Source organism: uncultured Corynebacterium sp., assembly GCF_946998835.1.
Taxonomy (GTDB): domain Bacteria; phylum Actinomycetota; class Actinomycetes; order Mycobacteriales; family Mycobacteriaceae; genus Corynebacterium.
The window spans coordinates 38,520-60,405 of sequence record NZ_CAMQAZ010000011.1; the positions used below are offsets into that span (position 1 = coordinate 38,520).

Annotated in this window: 20 protein-coding genes and 1 tRNA gene; 6 read left to right on the plus strand and 15 right to left on the minus strand. The window is 57.3% G+C overall.

What is annotated here, in order from left to right; genetic code table 11:
• Positions 1–109: 109 nt before the first annotated feature.
• The 6 genes from deoD to Q0U90_RS05475 all read right to left on the minus strand — a co-directional run bounded on the left by deoD (position 110) and on the right by Q0U90_RS05475 (position 6,646).
• Positions 110–835: a purine-nucleoside phosphorylase gene (gene deoD, locus Q0U90_RS05450; protein WP_297452440.1), complete on the minus strand. Its 726-nt coding sequence runs from the start codon at positions 833–835 to the stop codon at positions 110–112.
• Positions 836–1,074: 239 nt separating this feature from the next.
• A complete protein-coding gene (gene nrdE, locus Q0U90_RS05455) occupies positions 1,075–3,228 on the minus strand; it encodes a class 1b ribonucleoside-diphosphate reductase subunit alpha (RefSeq protein WP_297452441.1) in 2,154 nt (717 codons plus the stop codon).
• Between the two features lie 183 nt (positions 3,229–3,411).
• Entirely contained in the window at positions 3,412–3,834 is a 423-nt protein-coding gene (gene nrdI, locus Q0U90_RS05460; RefSeq protein ID WP_297452442.1) for a class Ib ribonucleoside-diphosphate reductase assembly flavoprotein NrdI, read from the minus strand.
• An 84-nt stretch (positions 3,835–3,918) separates the two neighbouring features.
• On the minus strand, positions 3,919–4,143 hold the full coding sequence (gene nrdH, locus Q0U90_RS05465) for a glutaredoxin-like protein NrdH (RefSeq protein ID WP_005511161.1): 225 nt from the start codon (positions 4,141–4,143) through the stop codon (positions 3,919–3,921).
• Positions 4,144–4,885: 742 nt separating this feature from the next.
• Entirely contained in the window at positions 4,886–5,008 is a 123-nt protein-coding gene (gene ykgO / locus Q0U90_RS05470; protein WP_005511141.1) for a type B 50S ribosomal protein L36, read from the minus strand.
• Between the two features lie 321 nt (positions 5,009–5,329).
• Positions 5,330–6,646, minus strand: coding sequence for a sugar porter family MFS transporter (locus tag Q0U90_RS05475; protein WP_297452469.1), 1,317 nt, complete (start codon positions 6,644–6,646; stop codon positions 5,330–5,332).
• Positions 6,647–6,849: 203 nt separating this feature from the next.
• Between Q0U90_RS05475 and nadE the strand changes: the two genes are divergently transcribed.
• The gene (gene nadE, locus Q0U90_RS05480) at positions 6,850–7,701 is read left to right on the plus strand and encodes an ammonia-dependent NAD(+) synthetase (RefSeq protein ID WP_297452443.1); all 852 of its coding nucleotides are present in this window, start codon (positions 6,850–6,852) and stop codon (positions 7,699–7,701) included.
• A 104-nt stretch (positions 7,702–7,805) separates the two neighbouring features.
• On the opposite strand, the gene Q0U90_RS05485 is transcribed toward nadE, so the two are convergent.
• The 6 genes from Q0U90_RS05485 to pgm form a co-directional block, all read right to left on the minus strand.
• The gene (locus tag Q0U90_RS05485; RefSeq protein WP_297452444.1) at positions 7,806–8,402 is read right to left on the minus strand and encodes a TetR/AcrR family transcriptional regulator; all 597 of its coding nucleotides are present in this window, start codon (positions 8,400–8,402) and stop codon (positions 7,806–7,808) included.
• A gap of 180 nt (positions 8,403–8,582) precedes the next feature.
• Positions 8,583–9,017: a pyridoxamine 5'-phosphate oxidase family protein gene (locus Q0U90_RS05490; RefSeq protein WP_297452445.1), complete on the minus strand. Its 435-nt coding sequence runs from the start codon at positions 9,015–9,017 to the stop codon at positions 8,583–8,585.
• A 395-nt stretch (positions 9,018–9,412) separates the two neighbouring features.
• A tRNA-Ala gene (locus tag Q0U90_RS05495) sits at positions 9,413–9,488 on the minus strand.
• Between the two features lie 198 nt (positions 9,489–9,686).
• A complete protein-coding gene (locus Q0U90_RS05500; protein ID WP_297452446.1) occupies positions 9,687–10,427 on the minus strand; it encodes a thioredoxin domain-containing protein in 741 nt (246 codons plus the stop codon).
• 208 nt (positions 10,428–10,635) lie between these two features.
• Positions 10,636–11,076 (minus strand): MauE/DoxX family redox-associated membrane protein, encoded by a 441-nt coding sequence (locus Q0U90_RS05505; RefSeq protein WP_297452447.1) that lies wholly within the window; start codon positions 11,074–11,076, stop codon positions 10,636–10,638.
• Between the two features lie 71 nt (positions 11,077–11,147).
• Positions 11,148–12,803 carry a phosphoglucomutase (alpha-D-glucose-1,6-bisphosphate-dependent) gene (pgm, locus tag Q0U90_RS05510; protein WP_297452448.1) on the minus strand — a complete coding sequence of 552 codons (1,656 nt, stop codon included), beginning with the start codon at positions 12,801–12,803 and terminating at the stop codon, positions 11,148–11,150.
• Positions 12,804–13,025: 222 nt separating this feature from the next.
• Between pgm and Q0U90_RS05515 the strand changes: the two genes are divergently transcribed.
• The 3 genes from Q0U90_RS05515 (at position 13,026) to Q0U90_RS05525 (ending at position 15,364) form a co-directional block, all read left to right on the plus strand.
• Complete coding sequence (locus Q0U90_RS05515) at positions 13,026–13,445, plus strand: CrcB family protein (protein ID WP_297452449.1); 420 nt, start codon at positions 13,026–13,028, stop codon at positions 13,443–13,445.
• Positions 13,442–13,867 carry a CrcB family protein gene (locus Q0U90_RS05520; protein ID WP_297452450.1) on the plus strand — a complete coding sequence of 142 codons (426 nt, stop codon included), beginning with the start codon at positions 13,442–13,444 and terminating at the stop codon, positions 13,865–13,867. Before Q0U90_RS05515 ends, Q0U90_RS05520 begins: the two co-directional genes overlap by 4 nt.
• A 69-nt stretch (positions 13,868–13,936) precedes the next feature.
• Positions 13,937–15,364 (plus strand): sodium:alanine symporter family protein, encoded by a 1,428-nt coding sequence (locus Q0U90_RS05525; protein ID WP_297452451.1) that lies wholly within the window; start codon positions 13,937–13,939, stop codon positions 15,362–15,364.
• A gap of 38 nt (positions 15,365–15,402) precedes the next feature.
• Here Q0U90_RS05525 and Q0U90_RS05530 read toward each other — a convergent pair whose 3' ends face one another.
• The gene (locus Q0U90_RS05530; protein ID WP_297452452.1) at positions 15,403–16,476 is read right to left on the minus strand and encodes a PDZ domain-containing protein; all 1,074 of its coding nucleotides are present in this window, start codon (positions 16,474–16,476) and stop codon (positions 15,403–15,405) included.
• Between the two features lie 152 nt (positions 16,477–16,628).
• On the opposite strand from Q0U90_RS05530, the gene Q0U90_RS05535 reads away from it, so the two are divergent.
• A complete protein-coding gene (locus tag Q0U90_RS05535; RefSeq protein ID WP_297452453.1) occupies positions 16,629–18,137 on the plus strand; it encodes a zinc-dependent metalloprotease in 1,509 nt (502 codons plus the stop codon).
• A 4-nt stretch (positions 18,138–18,141) separates the two neighbouring features.
• Here Q0U90_RS05535 and Q0U90_RS05540 read toward each other — a convergent pair whose 3' ends face one another.
• Positions 18,142–18,672 (minus strand): YgjP-like metallopeptidase domain-containing protein, encoded by a 531-nt coding sequence (locus Q0U90_RS05540; protein ID WP_297452454.1) that lies wholly within the window; start codon positions 18,670–18,672, stop codon positions 18,142–18,144.
• Between the two features lie 200 nt (positions 18,673–18,872).
• Between Q0U90_RS05540 and Q0U90_RS05545 the strand changes: the two genes are divergently transcribed.
• The gene (locus Q0U90_RS05545; RefSeq protein WP_297452455.1) at positions 18,873–19,676 is read left to right on the plus strand and encodes a TOMM precursor leader peptide-binding protein; all 804 of its coding nucleotides are present in this window, start codon (positions 18,873–18,875) and stop codon (positions 19,674–19,676) included.
• A gap of 26 nt (positions 19,677–19,702) precedes the next feature.
• On the opposite strand, the gene Q0U90_RS05550 is transcribed toward Q0U90_RS05545, so the two are convergent.
• Entirely contained in the window at positions 19,703–21,772 is a 2,070-nt protein-coding gene (locus tag Q0U90_RS05550) for an ATP-dependent DNA helicase UvrD2 (RefSeq protein ID WP_297452470.1), read from the minus strand.
• Positions 21,773–21,886: the final 114 nt, after the last annotated feature.

Consider the following 21,886-nt stretch of genomic DNA (forward strand, 5'->3'; position numbering starts at 1 on the left):
AAGGGGAAAACTTCCCATTGAACGCTCTTTATGCCAGTCGCCCCTCCCCCAACACCACGTCACACAAAGAAAAAGGTGCCAGCTGTGGCGCGGCGCCAACGGTTTCGGGCTAGATTCGAGCCAGGGGCAAAGCTAACTCCATCATCGTGGTAAATGCCTTCTCACGTTCTTCCGGAGTGGTCTTTCCACCTGTGACAATGTTGTCAGACACAGTGAAGATGCCCATTGCCTCCGCACCGGCCTCCGCGGCTGTCGCATACAAGCCAGCCGATTCCATTTCCACTGCCAGCACGCCCATTCGAGCCCAACGATTATTCACATCTCCCCGGAAATTGTAGAAGATGTCGCTGGACAGGACGTTGCCGACGTGCGTGGTGATGCCCTGTTCACGAGCTCGATCACGCACGTCTTCGATCAGGCGGAAGGATGCAGCCGGGGCGAAGGTTCCCGGCAGGTTGTACTGAGACAGGAAATTGGAATCAGTCGACGCAGTCTGACCGATAACCACGTCATACAGGTCCAGTTCTGGCTGCAGCGCGCCACACGAACCGACGCGAATCAGCTTCTTACAACCGAAGACGTGGATGAGCTCCCAGGAGTAGAGCGAAATGGACGGAATACCCATGCCGGAGCCCATGACGGACACCTCCTGCCCCTGGTAGGTGCCAGTAAAGCCAAGCATGTTGCGGACCTCGTTGAACTGAACGACATCCTCCAAGTAGGTCTCCGCGATGAACTTGGCTCGCAGCGGATCACCGGGCAACAGAATAGTCTCTGCGATTGGTGCACCCTTTGGGTTGATGTGCGGAGTGCTCTTGCCGGCGGTCTCAGACATGGTTTCCATCCTCTTCCCCCATTACGCATGGGTAAAAATAAACGAGAAAAATAAGCGAGCTTTTATCTGCCAGTGACCAGGGTAATTATCTGCCTCACATCCATCAATAGTGCTATTTAGGTGTGTTTCCTATTGAGTGGATTAATAAATGAAGCAATTAAAAAGACGCGAGAATCTCCCCGACAAAACTCGGGAGGATTCTCGCGCCTTCAGCGAAACAGCGCTACAGCACGTCCGGCTTAGAGCATGCAGGAAACGCAGCCCTCGACCTCAGTGCCCTCCAGTGCAACCTGACGCAGGCGGATGTAGTACAGAGTCTTAATACCCTTGCGCCATGCGTAAATCTGCGCACGGTTGAGGTCACGGGTACTCACCGTGTCCTTGAAGAACAGCGTCAGCGACAGTCCCTGGTCAACGTACTTAGTAGCAACCGCGTAGGTGTCAATGATCTTCTCGTAGCCAATTTCGTAGGCATCCTGGAAGTACTCGCGGTTGTCATTGTCCAAGTGCGGAGCCGGGTAGTACACGCGACCAATCTTGCCCTCCTTGCGAATCTCAATCTGAGACGCAATCGGGTGGATTGACGAGGTCGAGTTGTTGATGTAGGAAATCGAACCGGTCGGCGGGACTGCCTGCAGGTTCCGGTTGAACAGGCCGTGCTCCATGACGTCGGCCTTCAGCTGCGCCCAGTCCTCGGCATCCGGGATGTGCGCGGAGGAGTTCGCGAAAATCTCCTTGACGTGCTGAGTCTTTGGCTGGAAGTCTGCCGGGTCGAAGTTATCGAAGTACTTGCCACTGGCGTAGTCGGAGTTTTCAAAGTTGACGAACTTCTGACCGCGCTCGCGAGCAATCTTGTTGGATGCGCGCAGGACAGCGTAGAGCACTGCCGCAAAGTAGGCGTTGGTGAAGTCCAAGCCCTCTTCCGAACCGTACATAATCTTCTCGCGACCTAGGTAGCCATGCAGGTTCATCTGCCCCAGGCCGATGGCGTGAGACCCGTCGTTGCCCTTGCGAATCGACGGCACTGAGTCAATAGAAGTCTGCTCACTAACCGCGGTCAGGCCACGGATGGCGGTCTCAACGGTGCGACCGAAATCCGGCGAATCCATGGTCATCGCAATATTCAGCGAGCCGAGGTTACAGGAAATATCCTCACCAACGTGCTCATAAGACAGGTCCGCATTGTAGGTCGACGGAGTGTTGACCTGCAGAATCTCCGAGCAGAGGTTCGACATATTAATACGTCCCTCAATCGGGTTCGCGCGGTTAACCGTGTCTTCGAACATGATGTACGGGTAGCCGGACTCAAACTGAATCTCAGCGATGGTCTGGAAGAACTGACGCGCGTTGATCTTCTGCTTACGAATACGCGGGTCCTCGACCATATCCGCGTAGTTCTCAGTGATGTTGATGTCCGCAAACGGCTTACCGTAGACGCGCTCAACATCGTACGGGCTGAAGAGGTACATGTCGTCGTTACGCTTGGCCAGCTCGAACGTGATGTCCGGAATGACTATGCCGAGAGACAGCGACTTAATGCGAATCTTCTCGTCGGCGTTCTCACGCTTGGTGTCCAAGAAGCGCATGATATCCGGGTGGTGCGCGTGCAGGTACACGGCACCCGCGCCCTGGCGGGCACCCAGCTGGTTAGCGTAGGAGAAGGAGTCCTCCAGCAGCTTCATAACCGGGATGACACCGGAAGACTGGTTCTCAATGTGCTTAATCGGAGCGCCCTGTTCACGCAGGTTGCTCAGCAGCAACGCCACACCGCCGCCGCGCTTGGACAGCTGCAGCGAGGAGTTGATGGCGCGGCCGATGGACTCCATGTTGTCCTCGATACGCAGCAGGAAGCAGCTCACCGGCTCACCGCGCTGGGCCTTACCGGAGTTGAGGAAAGTAGGAGTAGCAGGCTGGAAACGGCCGGTGATGATTTCATCAACCAGGTGCTGCGCGAGCCCCAAGTCGCCGTCGGCAAGCGTAAGAGCAACCATGCAGACGCGGTCTTCGTAGCGTTCCAAGTAACGCTTACCGTCGAAGGTCTTCAGCGTGTACGAGGTGTAGTACTTGTAAGCACCCAGGAAAGTCTTGAAACGGAACTTGTGGGCGTAGGCCTGCTTGAACAGGGCCTTGACGTCCTCGAATTCGTACTTCTCCAGAACTTCAGCCTCGTAGTAGTGGTTTTCTACCAGGTAATCGAGCTTCTCCCGCAGATTGTGGAAGAAGACAGTGTTCTGATTGACGTGCTGCAAGAAGAACTGCCGCGCAGCCATGCGATCCTTATCGAACTGAATCTTGCCGTCTTCACCGTACAGATTCAGCAGCGCATTGAGCGCATGGTAATCCAGCTTGTCCTCGCCCACCGGCTCCGCGACCTGCTTACCCTTTTCCGACACGTTGACTCCTTTGACATCTATTTCCCCGCGCAGTGTCTGTTCAAACACTGCCCAGAACAATCTAATCTAGCTATTTTCCTCGCGCACCGCTTTACGACGGCTTCCGCGAGCGCATCCACACGGCTGCTCTCAGTGTCCCTTCCCTCGACACTGGGAGCGCCCTACGGTTCCAAGAGCCCTAACTTAGGCGCTAGCTTTACCGTGGAAGAACTCCTCTAGCCCTTCTCGAACTCGCTGCACATCATGGTCGGTTCCCATCAACTCGAAACGATACAAGTATGGAACCTTGCACTTGTAGGAGATCACATCTCCTGCCTTGCAGAAGTCTTCACCGAAGTTGAGATTTCCCGCGGCAATGACCCCTCGAATGTATGAGCGGTTGTGCTCATTATTGAGAAATTTGATTACCTGCGGCGGAACTGGCCGTGAGTTACCACCGCTGATCGAAGCACCGCCACCGTAAGTCGGACAAATGAGGACATAGGGCTCATCGACGATAAGCTCCGGCTCATTGCGACGGATTGGAATGCGGGCGTTTTTGATACCTAGCTTTTCGACAAACTTGTGTGTATTCCCCGTCGCCGAGGAGAAATACACCACCAGCATGAGAACTTCACCCTTTACATCGCAAAACCCCCCGATATCCGTTTCCCGAGTGGCCAACGAAATCTGCGGGGAGGTGTGTGAATTTTAAGCTGCCTGGAGAGCCTTGATGCGGTCCGGACGGAAACCCGACCAGGTCTCGGTGCCAGTGTCAACGACTGGAGCCTGGAGGTGACCGAGGGCCATGACGTAGTCCCGAGCCTCATCGTCCATGGTGATGTCGACGATATCGTAGGCAATTCCAGCCTTATCGAGGGCGCGAGTGGTAGCGCGGCACTGGACACATGCAGGCTTGCTGTAAACGGTAACCATGACTCTCACAAACTTTCTGGCTTTGACTAAGACCAATAAATCGGGACGACTTCGTACAAACAATGGAAGCGGCCTAGGAATCAGCGAACTGATTGACCGGCTGAAAGCTCCCGTGAGGTTCATGAGAAACCGAGTACGGGTGGCCGACAGGTCCTTGTAACTATCCTTGGCTCGACACGTGAAACACTACACTTGGTATCTGAAAAACTCTAGTCGCACTAGATGTAGTAGTCACAAGCATGATATTCCCTGTTCGGAGATATCTGGCGCACAAGATGTTGTACGCACACGCACCACAACCTTGTAATTTCACCGCGAAAATTCCCGAAAATCACGGAAAAACAGCTATCGCGATATTTTGGTTAAGCCAATTAGCGCATGACGCCCCGCGGCCGACCGCACCAATTCCAGGCGCCGCAGCACTCTTCCCTCCCCTTGCCCAACTTCGGATTCAGCTGCAACCCCAAAATTCGCGGGCTGCACATGTGAACACGGGCTGCAAATGTGAAACTGTGCGAGTTTATGACACTTTCAAGCCATTTTTCGGGCCATTTTTGACATAAGCGTAGTCAGTAACTTCCATCACCCCACCGCCCCCAGCCATAAACGCTGCCACCGCCCGAACCTGCCCCCTCCAAAAACCGAAAACCGCAACCCTTAGCCACAGTGAACTGCGACTTCAGATTGCGGTTTTGGCAATAAATTAAGGAAGCTACTTGCTTCGCGCCGACCTAAATAAGGCTTAGCCCTGGCGGGCCTTGAAGCGCGGCTCCTTCTTGTTGATCACGTAGACCTTGCCACGACGGCGCACGACCTGAGCGCCCGGCTTGTTCTTCAGCGACCGAAGGGACTTGCGGACCTTCATTCGGGCGCTCCTTTCTACTCGGCTCCGAAACGGGAACGTGCACGCTGCACTATCCCGGACAATCACCCCAGTGACTGCCTGGCAACGCACCCTTCCTGACAATCCGAAGAAATATCAAAGAGTATGCGTTACGACACGAGTTGCCATACTACCCAATAAGCAGAATAACTCCAAAAAGCCGGGGGAATCATGTTCTTTAGAACCAGCCCTGATGCCTAGCTGCCCCACTGCACACCAGCCTCTCGATTCACACCGGCCCCCGACTTCGCACCGGCCCCCGACTTCACACCGTCCCCGACCAACACGCCGGCCTCTGCCTGGCTACTTAGCCGCAGCAATCATGTACTCACGCACCTCTACAAGAGTCTTACCCGAGGTCTCCGGCACGGCCTTGATCGTAAACACCAGCGCAATTGCGCCCGTGATAGCAAAGAAGAAGAACGACCAGGCACCGCCCACAGCATCGACCATCGGCAAAAATGCCTGTGCCACGAACCAGTTCGCAACCCACAGCGCGAGCCCAGCCAGCCCCATACCCAGGCCACGAGCCTCAGTCGGGACAATCTCGGAAATCAACAACCAGGTAGCCACCGACACAGCCGCCTGCTGAAACACAATGAATACAGTCATCAGCAGCAGCGACATCATCGCACCCGTCGAAGAGTTGCTCGACAGTCCATAGACCGGTGCCAAAACAAGCAGCGAACTCGCACAACCGACCAGACCGATAATCAGCATTCGACGACGTCCAATCCGGTCAATAATGCTCATACCAATCGCACACGAAATCACCGAAGCGACACCGATAATAATGGAGGTATAGACAGAGCTTTCCGTCGACAAGCCAACCTTGTTCATCATCGTCGGCGCGAAGTACATGATTGCATTCGCACCCGTGACCTGCTGCGTTACACCGATCAGCATCGCAATGATGACCGTGCGCCGCACCCACGGCATCTTCAGGGCCTGGCGCTCGGCCGCACGCTGATCAGCGCTTGACGACGCCTCGCCCACGGCAACCTCATCCAACGTCGCCTGATTTCCTTGCATCTGACGCAGCACCGCCAGCGCCTTACCTTCCTGACCTCGGCGGACGAGGTACGCCGGAGTATCGGGAAGGACCAGCATGCCAATGAGCAGCACGATGCCGGGGACAGCACCTAGTCCCAGCATGAGCCGCCAGTTACCGGAAGAGGCTAGAGCAGAGTTGGTGAGGAATGCCACCAGCTGACCAATCACAATCATCAGCGAGTTCAGGCTGACCAGACGCCCGCGCACGTGAGGAGGCGCCATTTCGGAGATATACATCGGCACGACAATGGACACACCACCGATACAGACGCCGAGCAATGTACGCGCAGCACCCAGGGAAAACGCACTGGATGCGAAAGCACACCAAATGCTGCCAATAATGAAGCCGACGGCCCCGAGCAGGATGGTGCCTCGGCGCCCCAGGGAGTCTGCGACACGACCACCCAGGAATGCACCGATGGCAGCACCGACCAAAAGCATGGCGGTGACCGTCGACTCCTGCCCCGGCGTCAGCTCGAAGGATCGCTGGATATACAGCAGCGCACCGGAGATTACGCCGGTGTCGTAACCAAAGAGGAGGCCGCCCAGAGCGGCGATGATTGCCACGGCTACCGACCGAGTAGTGGTGGCTTCCCGGTTCGGACCATTTTTATCTTGTTCGGTTGTACTCACGCTGAAAATCTTGCCACCGTCAGGCCATAGGCCCCCTATCCACGCAGTACTTACTCGATAAAGATAAGGAGTTTCATAACTATCTGCCGCAAAAAGCATCGCCTTTCCGGCTCAGCCCTAGCGGTAGAGTTGGGGCCATGACATCAGCAGGCACACAAAGTTTCTCTCATCCCCTCCAGTCTGAGATCATCACCGACCTCCACGTCCGCTCCAGTATCAATCCTGCGGAGGAAATCAGCCGTCGAGTCGACTTTCTCTGTGATTACTTCCGCACTGCTCACGCCAAGGGCTTCGTTCTTGGTATCTCCGGCGGCCAGGACTCCACGCTGGCTGGCCGCTTGGCTCAGTTGGCCGTCGAAAAGCTTCGCGACGGCGGTGAGAACGCCACCTTCATCGCCATTCGCCTCCCCCACGGCGTGCAGGCCGACGAGGACGACGCACAGGTGGCACTGCGTTTTATTCATCCCGACCAAACCCTGACTATTGATATCGCACCGGCCACCGCCGCAATGACCGCACAGGTTACCGACGCCTTGGCCGGCAGCACTATCAGCGACTTCAACAAGGGAAACATCAAGGCACGCATGCGCATGATTGCTCAGTATGCAGTGGCGGGCGTTGACGGCGCATTGGTTATTGGCACAGATCACGCCGCCGAGGCCGTCACCGGCTTTTACACCAAGCACGGCGACGGCGCATGCGACCTCGTGCCGCTACAGGGCCTGAATAAACGCCAAGGCGCAGAATTGCTTCGCCACCTCGACGCCCCTGCCAGCACCTGGGAGAAAGTTCCGACCGCTGACCTGGAGGAAGATCGCCCTGCGCTTCCCGACGAAGTTGCGCTCGGGGTGACCTATACCGCCATCGACGATTACCTCGAAGGTAAGGCCGTCTCAGATGAGGATGCCGCACGAATCGAGCGCCTCTACTCCATCTCCCGCCACAAGCGAGCTGTGCCACCCGGGCCAGCCGATTCATGGTGGCGCTAGACTGGCACCCCCCCTAGGCGCTGGAGTAACCGGTGGTAGAACAGACAGCTCAGCGCCGCCCTTTGAGAGTCAGCGCCGCCACACTCTAAGAGCGCCGCCACACTCTAAGAGAAGGCCTTCGCGCCAGCGTCCCAAATAGCGCCAACTGCGGCCAAGCTGTCAGTTGCCGCCGCCTCTGCGTTCGGCTCCACTGCTGGTGAACCATCCTGGATGAGCTCAGCGGTTACCAAACCATGAGCAAACGCCCACATGGCCAGCCCCTTAGGCTCATCACCGGCAACCTTGATAAATGCATCGCGAATCCAGGCATCCAACGACGAAGGTGAGACGACATTCACGAAATTGGTGCGACTCATCAAACGGTAACCATGGGGATCATCGAGAACAGCCTGGCGGTATGCCTGCAGCAGAGATGCCGAAGTGCAGTCCTCATCAATGGCAGCATGAATACGTTTACCCAGATTCTCAAGGCTCTCGGTCAGCAAAAGCTGCAGGAGTTCTTCCTTGCCGCTGATGTGCTTGTACAGCGATGGTGCCTTCACATCGAGCCGCGCCGCAAGGCGGCGCATACTGATAGCGCTCCAGCCCGATTCGCGCAGCATCGCGCGCGCTTCATCGACAATCTTCTGCATTCGTGGGGTCTGCTTGCGCACATCGGGCTGCGCTGGCACCCCATCGGTCATTTCTATGGTGCACGTCACATTGGTGACTGTAACCCGTCACACCTCACTTAGGGCGCTTTTGGTCAATTTAACCCGACAATTTTCAAAAAATAGCTAACGGCGATGCTCGGGTACGAAAAGTTACCCTTGCCCGCCATTAGCTAATGCTTGACGACGAGGCCCTACCCGTCGCCAGGTAAGAAGTGCGATATACCGCCACTACACCTCGTAGCGATCCGGCTCCTCGCCGAGGTGGAAACGGCGACCCGAAACATCATTCGGAGTAATGCGCACGTAGTTGTACTTCAGAGTCGGCAGCCAGGGCTTCAGCGGCAGCTCATCTGCAGCGTTGATATCAGCGCGGGAAGTGAGAACCTCCGCGTCACCCTTGACGATGACCGACCAAGCCTTCTGAGCGTCCTTATCAACAAAGTCAGCTTCAAAGAGAACATCGTGGTTCAGAGAAACAGTAAAGAGCTTCGAGCCCTCGGCAGTGCGGAAGTAGATGTTCCCCTCATGAACGACATAGTTCAGCGGGAAAAGGTCCATGTCGTCTTTACGACGAACAACGAGGCGCCCAAAAGTCTGCGTAGCCAGCAGCTCGAGGGACTCTTCGGCGGACAGGTTCTGAATGACGGAGTCGTTGTATGCCATACACCCCAGTATTCCACCGTTCAGACAAAGTTGCTACAGCCATACGAGCAACCAATCACTGAGGTGAATGGCAGACGTTTTCCACCGAGGTGACGACGGGTTAAGTAGCAAAACTGACAACTCGGAAACTTGCGGGCTGCACATGTGAAAAAGGGGCTGCACATGATTACGGGCTGCACATGTGAAACTGTCCGAGTTTATAGCACTTTCAGGCCATTTTTCGGGCCATTTTTGCTATAAGCGGGGTCAGTAACTCGCATTGAGGACTAGGTAGCAAAAGGTACCCACCCATCGGCATGCCGGAGGGACACACTTTTTGCTACTTAACCCCACTTTGATCCTTTAACCCGGAATACAAGAAATCCCCCGGTCATAACGACCGAGGGTTTTTCTACTGGTGGAGCTAACGGGACTCGAACCCGTGACCCCCACACTGCCAGTGTGGTGCGCTACCAGCTGCGCCATAGCCCCAGAATCAACATCGAAGCGGTTTTTCACCCCTTCGCTGTGGACTCCTCAAAGGCTACATGGCACTGCCAGATATCACCAAATCCGCATGTAGAACACACTTTTACCCATGTGTTTCGCAGACCTGAAGCGAGTCCCGCGAACATGAACCGGCGATAATAACGGACTGACTTTCCTGGTAGCTAGCGACGTGCGAGCGAACTAGCGCAGAGCCAACTCGACCCAGTCCCCCAAGGTATACTTTTCTTCTTCGCCGGGGATTTCCTCCAAAATATCCTTGCCATCGACGAACACATGCGGCGAGGAAACCTTGCCCAGACGCTTTGCAAGGTCATCATCGTTCGCGTTGGCGCTGGCCTTTGCCTCGGTGGTGTCAATTCCAGAGCGCACCTCGTCGACAATATTGTCAGCAACGCCGAGCTGCTCCAGACGGTCAGCCAACTCATCATCACTCCAGGTGATGGAATCTTGCTGGTCGGCCATCATCATGGTGCGGAAGTTCCAGAATGCGCGGGCATCACCGGTCTCGGCAATCTTGCGGGCAACTGCATAGACGCGAGTGGAGTGACCATCACGCTGTTCCTTCTCCCGGGCATCCAGGAAATTCAGCGTACGGTATTCAGCAACCAGCTTGCCGTCATTTAGCGCCTTGAGCTCATCATCGTGGCCCTCTTCACTCATCTGTGCACAGTAGTGACATGAAAAGTCCTCGAAAATCGTGGCCTTTTTCGCCCCTGCAGCGCCATCCTTACTCAAACGGATGACATCACCGTCGAGCGCTACGGAGAAATTGACATCCTCATCCGGCAGCCCCCCAATCGGCTGCGAACGACCGATGTAAATGACACCGCCAATCACAAGGGCAACGACAGCAAGAAGAGCAATCAAGCCTACGACAAAGCCATTGCCCTTTTCATTCGGATTCTTAATCTTCTGACTCACACCGCTTACGATAGCGGTGATTTCTTGCCAACAACACAATTGTTGCTGAGAAAACCCAAATTGTTGCCAAGTCCACAACGAATTCTAGGGCGAAATTCGACTGCAAGCACCAATTCTCTTGCAGCTACCTCACTGGGCTCCCGCTCTCAGCCGACCCACTGCCCACTCTGGAGACTGCGCAACTAGACCCCGCTCTCGAGGCAGCGGGCTAGGGGTAAATGGCCCACTTTTTCCACGGCCACAGGTACACAAACACCGCCAGGACCATGAAACCAATATCACGGGCAATAGACGTCAGATATGAAACCGCATCAGCGTTCTCGTCGTAGCCACCACCGCCAAAGCAACCACAGTCAATCTGCAGGCCACGTGCCCACGCCGAAATGATGCCACCGATGAACACCAGCAACAACAATCCCGATACCACCGCCACCGGGCGCAGGAACAGGCCCAGGATCAGCAGGAGACCGAGGATGACTTCGAAAGCGGGCAGCGCCACCGCCACAACCGGCACCAAATCGCTCGGCAGCAGCTCATACGCCTGCACGGCCTGACGCGATTCCAGCGGGTTGAGCAGTTTAATAAGACCCGAGTACAGCCAAATTGCTGCCAGGCCAAAGCGCGCCACCACACCAACGAAGTTCTTCATACTCAAAAAGGTAGTACAGGCTAGCTGTTTCCAGCTAGCCCAGAGACCGGCTGGCTATTACCCGTTCAGAATTACCCGTTCAGAACTGCGGAGACAACGTCCTGCGCCTCAGCCTGGACCTGTGCCAGGTGATCCGCCCCCTTGAAGGACTCCGCGTAGATTTTGTACTTATCCTCGGTGCCCGACGGGCGTGCTGCGAACCATGCGTTCTCCGTGACTACCTTCAGGCCACCAATCGCAGCACCGTTGCCCGGTGCCTCAGTCAGCTTGGCCGTAATAGTCTCTCCTGCCAGGGTGTCGGCCTTGACCTGCTCCGGCGAGAGCTTCTTCAGAATTGCCTTCTGTTCGCGAGTTGCGTCCGCATCTGTGCGGGCGTAGGCCGGGGCACCGTACTTATCGGCAAGCTCAGCATAGAGCTGCGACGGAGTCTTCTTGGTCACAGCCGTAATCTCGCTGGCCAAAAGATCCAGGATGATGCCGTCCTTGTCGGTGGACCACACAGTGCCGTCGTGACGCAGGAACGATGCGCCAGCGGATTCCTCGCCACCGAAACCGATGGTGCCGCCGAGCAGACCAGGGACGAACCACTTGAAGCCGACCGGCACTTCCACGAGCTTGCGGCCCAAATTGGCAACGACGCGGTCAATCATCGACGAGGACACCAGTGTCTTACCGACCGCGGTCTCCTGCGACCAGCCCGGACGGTGCGCAAAGAGGTAATCAATGGCAACGGCCAAGTAGTGGTTCGGGTTCATCAGACCCGCATCCGGAGTCACAATTCCGTGGCGGTCCGAGTCCGCGTCGTTACCGGTGGAGATGTCGAACTTGTCGCGGTTGCCAATCAAGGATGCCATCGCATTCGGCGAGGAGCAGTCCATACGAATCTTGCCGTCGGTATCCAGAGTCATAAAACGCCAGGTCGCATCAACCAGTGGATTGACCACAGTCAGGTTCAGGTTGTGCGCATCGCCAATCGCGCCCCAATAATCCACCGACGCACCGCCCATTGGATCAGCACCGATACGTACGCCCGCATCACGGATAGCGTCGAGGTTGACAACATTCGGCAAATCCGAAACGTATGCATTGAGGTAGTCGTGCTTGACGACGAGGTTCCCAGCCTTTTCCACCAGCTGGCGCTTAACCCCATCCAGGCCCTTCGCCAGGTATTCGTTGGCTCGAGCTGCAATCCAGTCGGTCGCATCCGCATCCGCAGGGCCACCGGTCGGCGGGTTGTATTTAAAACCACCATCCCGTGGCGGATTGTGGGAAGGGGTAATCACGATGCCGTCGGCACGCGCGGAGCTAGTGCCCGTCGGACCGCCCTCAACATCGTGGTTGAAGGTCAGAATTGCGTGGCTGACGGCGGGAGTCGGAGTGTAGCGGTCCTGGGCATCGACCATCACGGTAATGCCATTGGCGGTGAGTACCTCGAGGGCGGAAATCATTGCCGGCTCAGACAGACCGTGGGTATCGCGGCCAACGTAGAGCGGGCCTTCAATGCCCTGGCCCTTGCGGTAGTCGACGATGGCCTGGGTAGTGGCGTGAATATGATCTTCGTTGAAAGCGCCGTCGAGGGAGGAACCGCGGTGGCCGGAGGTGCCGAAAACGACCTTCTGGTCGGGGTTATTCGGGTCCGGGTGCTTTGTGTAGTAGGCAGTGACCAGTTCCGCGACATCAATAAGGTCGGACGGCTGGGCCAATTGCCCGGCGCGCTCATGAGCCATTGTGGGTATCCTCCTGCTAATTCGGCGAACTGCGCAACCGACAACTTCGCTGCGCTTCCTCTTTCCAGTGTCCCCGTTTTAGGGTCAACGCGCATGGCAGAACCACTTGGCAACGCAATCTCGCCCCTGCAATAGGGTGCGATGGGACTATTGCTGCGTGGGTGTCTGAAGCATGACCGGTTGGTAGCTGCGACGACTGGCTGCTGTGCTAGCGTTCTCACCGTGAATGAGGAATCTGTCGCTCCGAAGCTGCCATCAGCAGGACGAGGGCAAGTTCTTACAGCGTTGGCCGTGGCCGCCGGCGCTGCCCTCGGCGCGGTAAGTCGCTTTCTATCCGGAGCAGCTATTGATTCGATTGCAGGCTCTGGAACAAGCACGGTTTCGACCACTGCCATCAACCTGGTGGGCTGCTTTCTCTTTGGCCTGGTTAGCAGCATCGTTTTCGCTAATCCTCGACTTGCCGCCTTCTGCGGCACTGGATTCTGTGGTGGCTTCACCACTTTTTCTGCGTTTGTGATTCTCCTGCTCGCCCAGTCAGACGTGTCCGCCATGCTGGTGATGACTGTCGGACTCATTCACCTGCTGTGCTGTCCTCTCGTCTACTGGCTGGGAACCAAGTGTGTGCGGGAGACAGCGGAATGACCGAAGACATTCTCAGCTCTTTTCCCTCAGCACTCTATGCCATCCTCGCAGTCGCCGTTGGCGCAGCAGTTGGAGGAGCACTGCGGTTTGGGCTGGCCGAACTTGCGGTGAAATGGACTGAATCTAAGCTGCCCGGGACGTGGAGCGCGAATATGCTCGCCTGTTTGGTCGCCGGTGTTGCTGCTGCGGTGTGGTCGCGGGGGACGTCGATAAGCGATGGCCTAACGCCCGCCCTGGCCTATGCAACGGTGATGATTGGCTTCGCTGGCGGGCTATCGACCTGGTCGACGCTTGCGGGCGAGATTGCGCGGCTTAGTAATCAACACTTTTGGAGGGCATGCGGGTACGCCGCTCTCACACTCATCGGCGGAACAATCTTTGCTTACGTGGGGATGCATCTACCCCCACTTGTGGCGAATTAACGACATAAAGGCCATTTTCTGAAAATTTGATGGCAATTTTTAGCCTTCCTATCAGTAAAGTTCCACAGCATGGAAAGCTTCAGCGATTTTGCCTCAGCGGCGGATAGTTTTATTTGGAGTCCGTATCTCCTGATCCCCGCGCTGATTGGCACCGGAATTATTTTGACCATTCGTCTGGGCGCAATTCACCTGGTCAAACTCGGCCCGGCACTGCGCCTCGGACTCATCGACCGTAGCGACGAGGACGCCGAGGGCGACATCACCAACTACCAGGCGCTTGCGACAGCGCTTGCGGCAACGGTCGGTGTCGGCAACATCGTCGGTGTCGCCACCGCCATTGGGCTGGGTGGTCCCGGCGCGCTGTTCTGGATGTGGGTCACCGGCCTGCTGGGTATGGCATCGAAGTACTCCGAGGCATTCCTGGGCGTGAAGTACCGGCAGGTCGATGCAGCTGGCGAACAGTCCGGCGGTCCGCAGTACTACCTGCGTAAGGCCATTCCGAATGGTTTCGGCAAGACGCTGGGCATCCTGTTTGCCATCTTCGCAGCGCTCGCGGCGTTTGGTATCGGCAACCTGACTCAGGGCAACGCCGTGGCCTCGAACCTGGAAAACAGCTTTGACATCGATCCGACGCTCACCGGCATGATTATGTTCATCCTGGTAGGTGCGGCACTGATGGGCGGCATTAAGTCGATTGGCCGCATCACTGCCAGCTTTGTGCCCATGATGATTGTGCTCTACATCGGTGCAGCTGTGTGGGTGCTCATTGCCAACGTCTCCGCTCTGCCTGAAACTTTCAAGCTCATCTTCACCGATGCTTTCACCGGCACGGCAGCCGTAGGCGGATTCGCAGGATCCACACTGATTCTCGCTCTGCAGATGGGTGTTGCCCGCGGTCTGTTCTCCAACGAGTCGGGCCTGGGCTCTGGCGCTATCGCCGCCTCTGCGGCATCGACCACGCACCCAGTTCGACAGGGCCTGGTCTCCATGACTCAGACCTTCATCGACACCATCATCGTCGTGTCCTTCACCGGCCTGGTTATCATCAGCACCGGTGTTTGGCAGGATGGCAACATCGACACCGGCGCACTAACTGCCGAGGCATTCTCCCGCGGTCTGCCAGGTCACTGGGGCGGCACCATCGTCACACTGTCGGTTGTCTTCTTCGCGTTTTCCACCATGCTGGGCTGGTCCTACTACGGTGAGCGCGCCTTCGAGTCCCTGGTCGGCCGTCGTGGCACCGGCCTCTACCGCGCAATCTTCACCTGTGTGGTCTTCGTCGGCGCGGTCACCCAGCTGGAAACCGTCTGGTCCGTCGCCTCGGCCCTCAACGGTCTGATGGCGCTGCCGAACCTCATCGGTCTAATCGTCCTGTCCGGACTCATCGCCCGCGAGACAAAGGCCTACCTCGAATTCGACCCGCAGCTGCGCGCGACCGCTGCGGAGATTGATAAGTGGCAGTCTCAGCAGGACTTCGAGGCGTTCAGCAAGAATTAGCTGAAACTGCCAACTGTTCGCTAGGCGCTACGGCAGGCCTACGAGCAGGTCTGCGCGGTCTCCGGCTTTTCGATGGCCGCAAGCGCGTCGTCAAGCACGGAGACCTTCACCAACTTCATATCGCCACTGTCGGCAGTCAGCGCCTCCGTGCAATTGCCCTCTGGCACGAAGAACATCTCGGCACCCTCATCTCGGGCTGCCGAGATTTTGTGTGTAACGCCACCGATTTCGCCCACATTCCCGCTCGCGTCAATCGTGCCGGTGCCGGCGAGGTGGTGCCCCTCAGTCAGGTCACCAGGGCTGAGCTTGTCAATCACGCCGAGCGTCATCATAAGGCCGGCCGACGGCCCTCCAATGCCGCTGAGCTGGTACTCGACCTTGGTGTCGTCCGCAGATTGGGAGCCCATCCCAACGCCGAGCATTGCGGCATTCTTCTGATGCGGGTTTTCCGCCAGTGTCACCGAAATATCGGTGGTTGCTTTGGGGGCAGCGTCCTTGCCCTTAGATTCCTTCTGCTTATCGACGGCCGCAGGTTTGACCTTCAACGTGACAGTATCGCCCGGTTTGTGGCCGGCAATGATTGTTTTAACCTGCTCGGGCTTGTCCACCGTCTCCCCATCGACGGCGAGGATGACATCATCTTCATGAAGCCGACCATCAACAGGGCTATCCGGCACTGTATAAGCGACGGTCACTTCCATCGGCAACCCGAGATGAGCCAGTGCTGCAGATGTGGCGTTAGCCTCTGATTCGGTAAAAGCAGCCTTGTTTTCCTCCTCCACCTCGTCCTGACTCTGACCGGGAGGGAAAATCGCCTCAATGGGGACAATATCGTTGTCGCGATCAAACCACAGGCCAATGACCTGCGGAAGTGACAGGTTATGCCGTACCGCAACGGTAGTCATATCCAGCGTGCCCTTAGATGGTTCCGAATCGGCGACGCTACCGCTGACCGAGATGATGCTTGTTCCCTCGACATCACCGAGAACATCGAAGACCGGGCCGGGCCCCTGCGCGGCATAGGGCACTGTCAACGTTGGCAGCGAGAGCACAGTCGCCAACGCGGCAATGGGCACAGCGCCCGCAACAAGAGTTTGGGTACGACGATTCACAGATATCACCCTACATTCTCACCACCTACCCAATGAACACCTCATGGATGTTGCGATAGATGTTATTCGCATCTTGTTCGCTGGGCGCGAAGTTGCCAATTAAGAGGTGCTTTCAAGTACTCATGCGGCCCATTGCCCGGTACGGTGGGAGCATGAGTTCTAACGGATTTGGCTTTGGTCCGAACGACAATGATGACAATCGCGACGACGCTGGCAACAACGACTCCGGCCAGGGCGGTCAGGGCGGCCAGGGCGGTCCTTTCGGTTTCTTCGGCTTTCCCTTCGGCGGCATGGGCGGTGCCGGTGGCTTCGGCTTCGGCGGCCCCGGGCAGGCCGGCAGCGGCAACGGCGGCTCGGGCAAGGGCGAACAGCCTAACCTGGGCGATATTCTGAACCAGTTCGGTGAAATGTTCTCCGGCATGGGGCAGCGATTCCAGGAGGCCAACTCTGGCCCCGTCAATTACGACGCAGCTGAACGCGTTGCGCGTACCCGTCTTGGTAACCCGGCTCCGGTGAAGGAGTCAGCGCGCGAGGCACTGACTGATTCCCTGCGCCTGGCTGAACTGTGGCTGGATGATGCCACTTCCCTGCCCGCTGGCGCGAACCGCGTGGAAGCGTGGAATAGCCTGCAGTGGTTGGAAAACACCAAGTCGACATGGACTCGTCTGGTTGATCCAGTCGCTAGCCGCATGAGTGATGCCTCTCTCGAGGGGGTTCCGGAGGAGGCCCGCGAGATGATGGGTCCGATGCTGGGCATCATGCGCCAGATGAATTCGATGAGCTTCGGTACCCAGCTGGGCAACGCGCTGGCTGATTTAGCACAGACAAGCCTGACCGGCTCTGACCTCGGTTTGCCGCTACACACTACCGGCGCGGCGGTCCTCCTTCCGACACACCTGGTCGCGCTTGCGGAGGAACTCGAGGTACCGGCGCGCGATCTGTTTATTTACGCTACTGCCCGCGAAGCTGCACACCAGCGTCTCTTCGACCGGGTGCCATGGCTGGTGGAACGCATGATTTCCTCCGTTGAGGAGTACGCTGCCGGCATCGTCATCGACTACTCCGCTATCGAAGAGGCTGCTCGCGGCCTGGATATCGAAAATATGCAGGATCCGCAGCGAATCCAGGAAGCCATGAGTGAGCTGCAGAATCTCGATTTGAGCCCGAAGATTCGTTCTCGTAACGAGAATGCTCGAACTCGTTTCCAGACACTGCTTGCCCTGGTTGAGGGCTGGGTGGACATGGTTGTCACCGAAGCTCTAGGCGATCGTCTGCCAGGTGCAGCACAGTTGGATGAAGCCTGGCGTCGTCGCCGTGCCACAGAAGGTGCTGAACAGGCCCTTGAAAAGGCCACGGGTATTGACCTGGGCTCCCCCAAGGTGCGCGAGGCAACTGACCTTTGGCGCCGTCTCACCACTGCTGTCGGCATTGAGCGACGCGACAAGGTCTGGGATCACCCGGATTTCCTGCCTGTGGCGGAGGATTTGGATGACTCCGCAGCGTTTATTGACTCGGTTCTCGGTGGCTCCGACAACGATGACTTCGATCCGATTGCGGAGCTCGAAGAACAGCTGCGAAAGGAAGCCGAAAACCGCGCCGCTGAGGACAACGCTGAAGACGGCAACAACACCGACAATAGCGACTCCGACGACGACAAGTAGCGCGTTAGCTCTGCGTTCCCCAGCGCTGATAGGCCTCTAAATAGCCCCGTGCCCGCTCGTGGTGCGGGGCTTTTGCCGCCCAATACCAAAACTCTTCGGTATGACCACCGTCGACGAAGGTATGCACCAGTTCATGCACGATGACATCGTCGAGGACGTACCCCGGGACGTCGGCAAGCCTGTGCGAGATACGAATGCGCCCCGGGCTATCGACGCCGCCGGTGACCGATGCCCACCTGCGCGACATGTTCTTGACCCATTTGATTGACTCGAATCGGGGCCGATCTTCCAGCACCGTACGAGAGAGCAGGCGCGCACGGCGCTCTAACTCGGAATTATCCAGATTACTGCCGACTTTTTTCCGCACTCGCGCAACAATTTCGTGGACCTGCTGTTTTTCCGCCGCGGCACTGAGGTCGTCCGGAACCATGACGATGATTCGGTTGCCCTCCGCGCGGGCAGACACGGTACGGCGGCGGCGCTTCGAGCGCCGAACCTCAATATCCGGGCCGTACTCAGGTCGCTTGGTGCTCATGCTTTTTAAGCGTATATGCTCTCGCCTGCGATTGCGTAAAAGTTGACCCCACGGTAAAAGATATTTTTATGGGGGAATACAGGGATACGTCTTGGGGGCGGATAGGTGCGGCCGGCGCAATCGAACTAGATTCATGTGCCGCACAAACGCACACAACACCTACTTCGTCATACGCGCTGCGTCCGGAAATACCAATTGTCATGCGCCCTGGCGCCCGGATTCAGTTCGGTGTCGAACCGGAGCGCAGCATGGTTCTGCCGCTTTCCGACGGCACCCCGCCGGGGCCTGTCTTCTCCGCGCTCCTTGCAGCTCACCGAGGTTCATCCTTGGATGATGCTTTCGCTGACAGCGACGGAAAGCTAACGCCGCAGTTCATCGCGGCACTCATCTCAGATCTTCACCGAGCAGCACTGGTACGACAGCCGCCGACGCGGCGCAGAATTACACTGATTGGCCGGGATAGCTTACGCACCGGTCTTTTGAAAGAACTTCGTCGCACGGGCTGCGGCAGTTGGACTAAGGCGATGTCGCCGACACGCAATGCGACGCTGAAAATATCGCAATCCACACCGGAGGATATCGGACTCGCGGTGGTCACCGGCATGGAAGTACCGAGTATGCCGCTGGTTCGTGCTCTATTTCATCGCGGAATTGAGCACCTGCACACACATTTCCGCGATGGGGCGTTGATTCTTGGCCCTCTTGTTACCCCAGGTCAGGGGCCATGTTCGATGTGTTTCGAGGCTTACCGACGAGACCGTGACCCCGTCCGGGCGCTGATCGCGCTACAGCTTCGAACTTTTACTCCCGTGGCCGCCCCGGAATGGCTCAATACAGCGGTGCCGCTGTTGGCGGGCCAGCTACGTCGACCGAACCTGTCAGACCTATGTGCAACGGAGGTGCGCGTAGATTTGGAAAACCTTGATATCACCCGCACTACGGTCGCGCCCCACCCGCAGTGCCCGATATGCGGCCACGGCAACTCGGAGATGGAGTTTATGTAATTCGAAGTTTCTTCTGGAGAATCTGCTTAAGAATCTACGAAGGAATTGATGATTCCTAAAATGCCCTCGCCAAAGTGGTTGAGCTTCGCCTGCCCAATTCCTGGAATCTGCAGCAGTTCCTCCGGAGTGGTCGGCTGCTGCTCAGCGAGAGCCAACAAGGTGGCATCAGAGAAAATGACGAACGCTGGGACTGTCATTTCCTTCGACATTTCCAAACGCCATGCACGCAGTGCTTCTAGCAGCGCAGGATCCGCACTGACCGGGCACTCTTCGCAGCGACCTGAAATCCGCTCCGCATCAGTCAGAAGTGGCTTGGTGCAGCCCTTGCACTGTTTGGAGAGCTGCCGCCTACCCCGGGATCTGCGGCCCGCTGAGCTCTGCTGCGCTGCTGCCGAGTAGTCAGAGACATCAATATCCAGCTCATCGAGGAATCGAGTGCGACGACGGGACTTGCGGCCACCTTCTGTGCGCGACAATGACCACGACAGTTCCAAGTGCTCACGAGCTCGAGTAATACCAACGTAGAACAGACGGCGCTCTTCCTCGATGGCTTCCGCTCCTTGCACGGGAGAGCGGTCGAATTTATTGAGCGCATGTTGGATGGGCAACGAGCCGTCGGTAAGCCCGACAAGGAAAACCGCATCCCACTCCAGCCCCTTGGCAGCGTGCAGACTAGCCAGCGTCACGCCGTCCAAAGTCGGTGGATGCTTGGCTTGCTGGCGGGTGTGTAGTTGACCGAGGAGCGCCTGGATATTGACCTCGGTGTTGGCGTGAACAATGTCCTTGCATAGGTCGAACAGGGCGCGTAGCGACTGCCAGCGTTCCCTGGCACCAGCGCCTTCCGGCTCTTGCTCGGTCATACCAAGGCCTGCGAACACCTGCTTGACCAGATCCAACAGGTCCGTTCCCTGCAACGTTGGGACAGTCCGCGACGACCGGGAGACCCGCACAAGTGCTGCAATGGCATCGCGAATCTCGGGGCGCTGATAGAAACCGTCGCCACCACGAACCTGATAGGCGACCCCCATCTCGGACAGTGCCTGCTCGAAAACTGCGGACTGCGCGTTGATGCGGTACAAAATGGCAATCTCTGATGCCGGCGTGCCCGCGTCGATGAGGCGCTTAATGCTACGTGCGGTGGCACGAGCTTCCATCGGTTCATCGTCGTACTGATTGAACGTCGGCTCCGGGCCGTCCTCGCGCTGTCCGATCAACTTCAGTCGAGAACCCGCGATGCGCCCCTGAGCACGCCCGATGACATTGTTGGCCAGCTCGACTACCTGCGGCGTCGAACGGTAGTCGCGCTGCAGGCGAACTACCGTGGCATCCGGGTAGTCCCGAGAGAAGTTCATCAGATAGTGCGGAGTTGCACCCGTAAAGGAGTAAATCGTCTGGTTGGCATCACCGACGACGGTGAGATTGTCTCGGTCACCCAACCACGCGTTGAGAACACGCTGCTGCAATGGAGTGACGTCTTGGTACTCATCCACGACAAAGCATCGGTACTGATTGCGGAATTCCTCCGCCACTGCACGGGAGTTCTCCATTGCGCCGGCTGTGTGAATCAGCAAATCGTCGAAGTCGAGTAATAGCCCATCTGGCGTGGTTTTGATGTCCTCATAAGCGCGGTAACAGTCGACAATCTTCTCTGCGGATAGTGGTGCTGTGCGCCCATGCTCCCGCAATGCGGTTTGGTACTGATCAGCGCCGGCCAACGCGGCCTTTGCCCACTCAATCTCACCCATAACATCGCGGATTGTTTCCTTGGAGGTATCGAGTCCCACGCGTCGGACTGCTTGAGCGACAACGCGGAACTTCTTGTCATCTAATAGCTGCCAGGGCATATCACCGGCAACTTGGGGCCAGAAGTAACGCAGCTGACGAAGTGCTGCCGAGTGGAAAGTACGCGCCTGGACGCCGGGGGTTCCCATCTTTGCCAGGCGGTCCCGCATCTCCCCTGCCGCACGCGAAGTAAACGTCACCGCGAGAACTTTCTGCGGCTGCACAAACCCCTGGTCAATGAGGTACTTAATGCGGTGCGTGATTGTTCGGGTCTTACCTGTACCTGCCCCGGCGAGAATGCACACCGGCCCCATAGGTGCCGTCGCGGCCTCTCGCTGATCTGGATCCAGGCCAGCTAGGTAATCCGGCTCGTACACATCCGCCCCTGAGTAAGTCAAAAGTTGTTAGACCCCATGTTTAAACTGGTC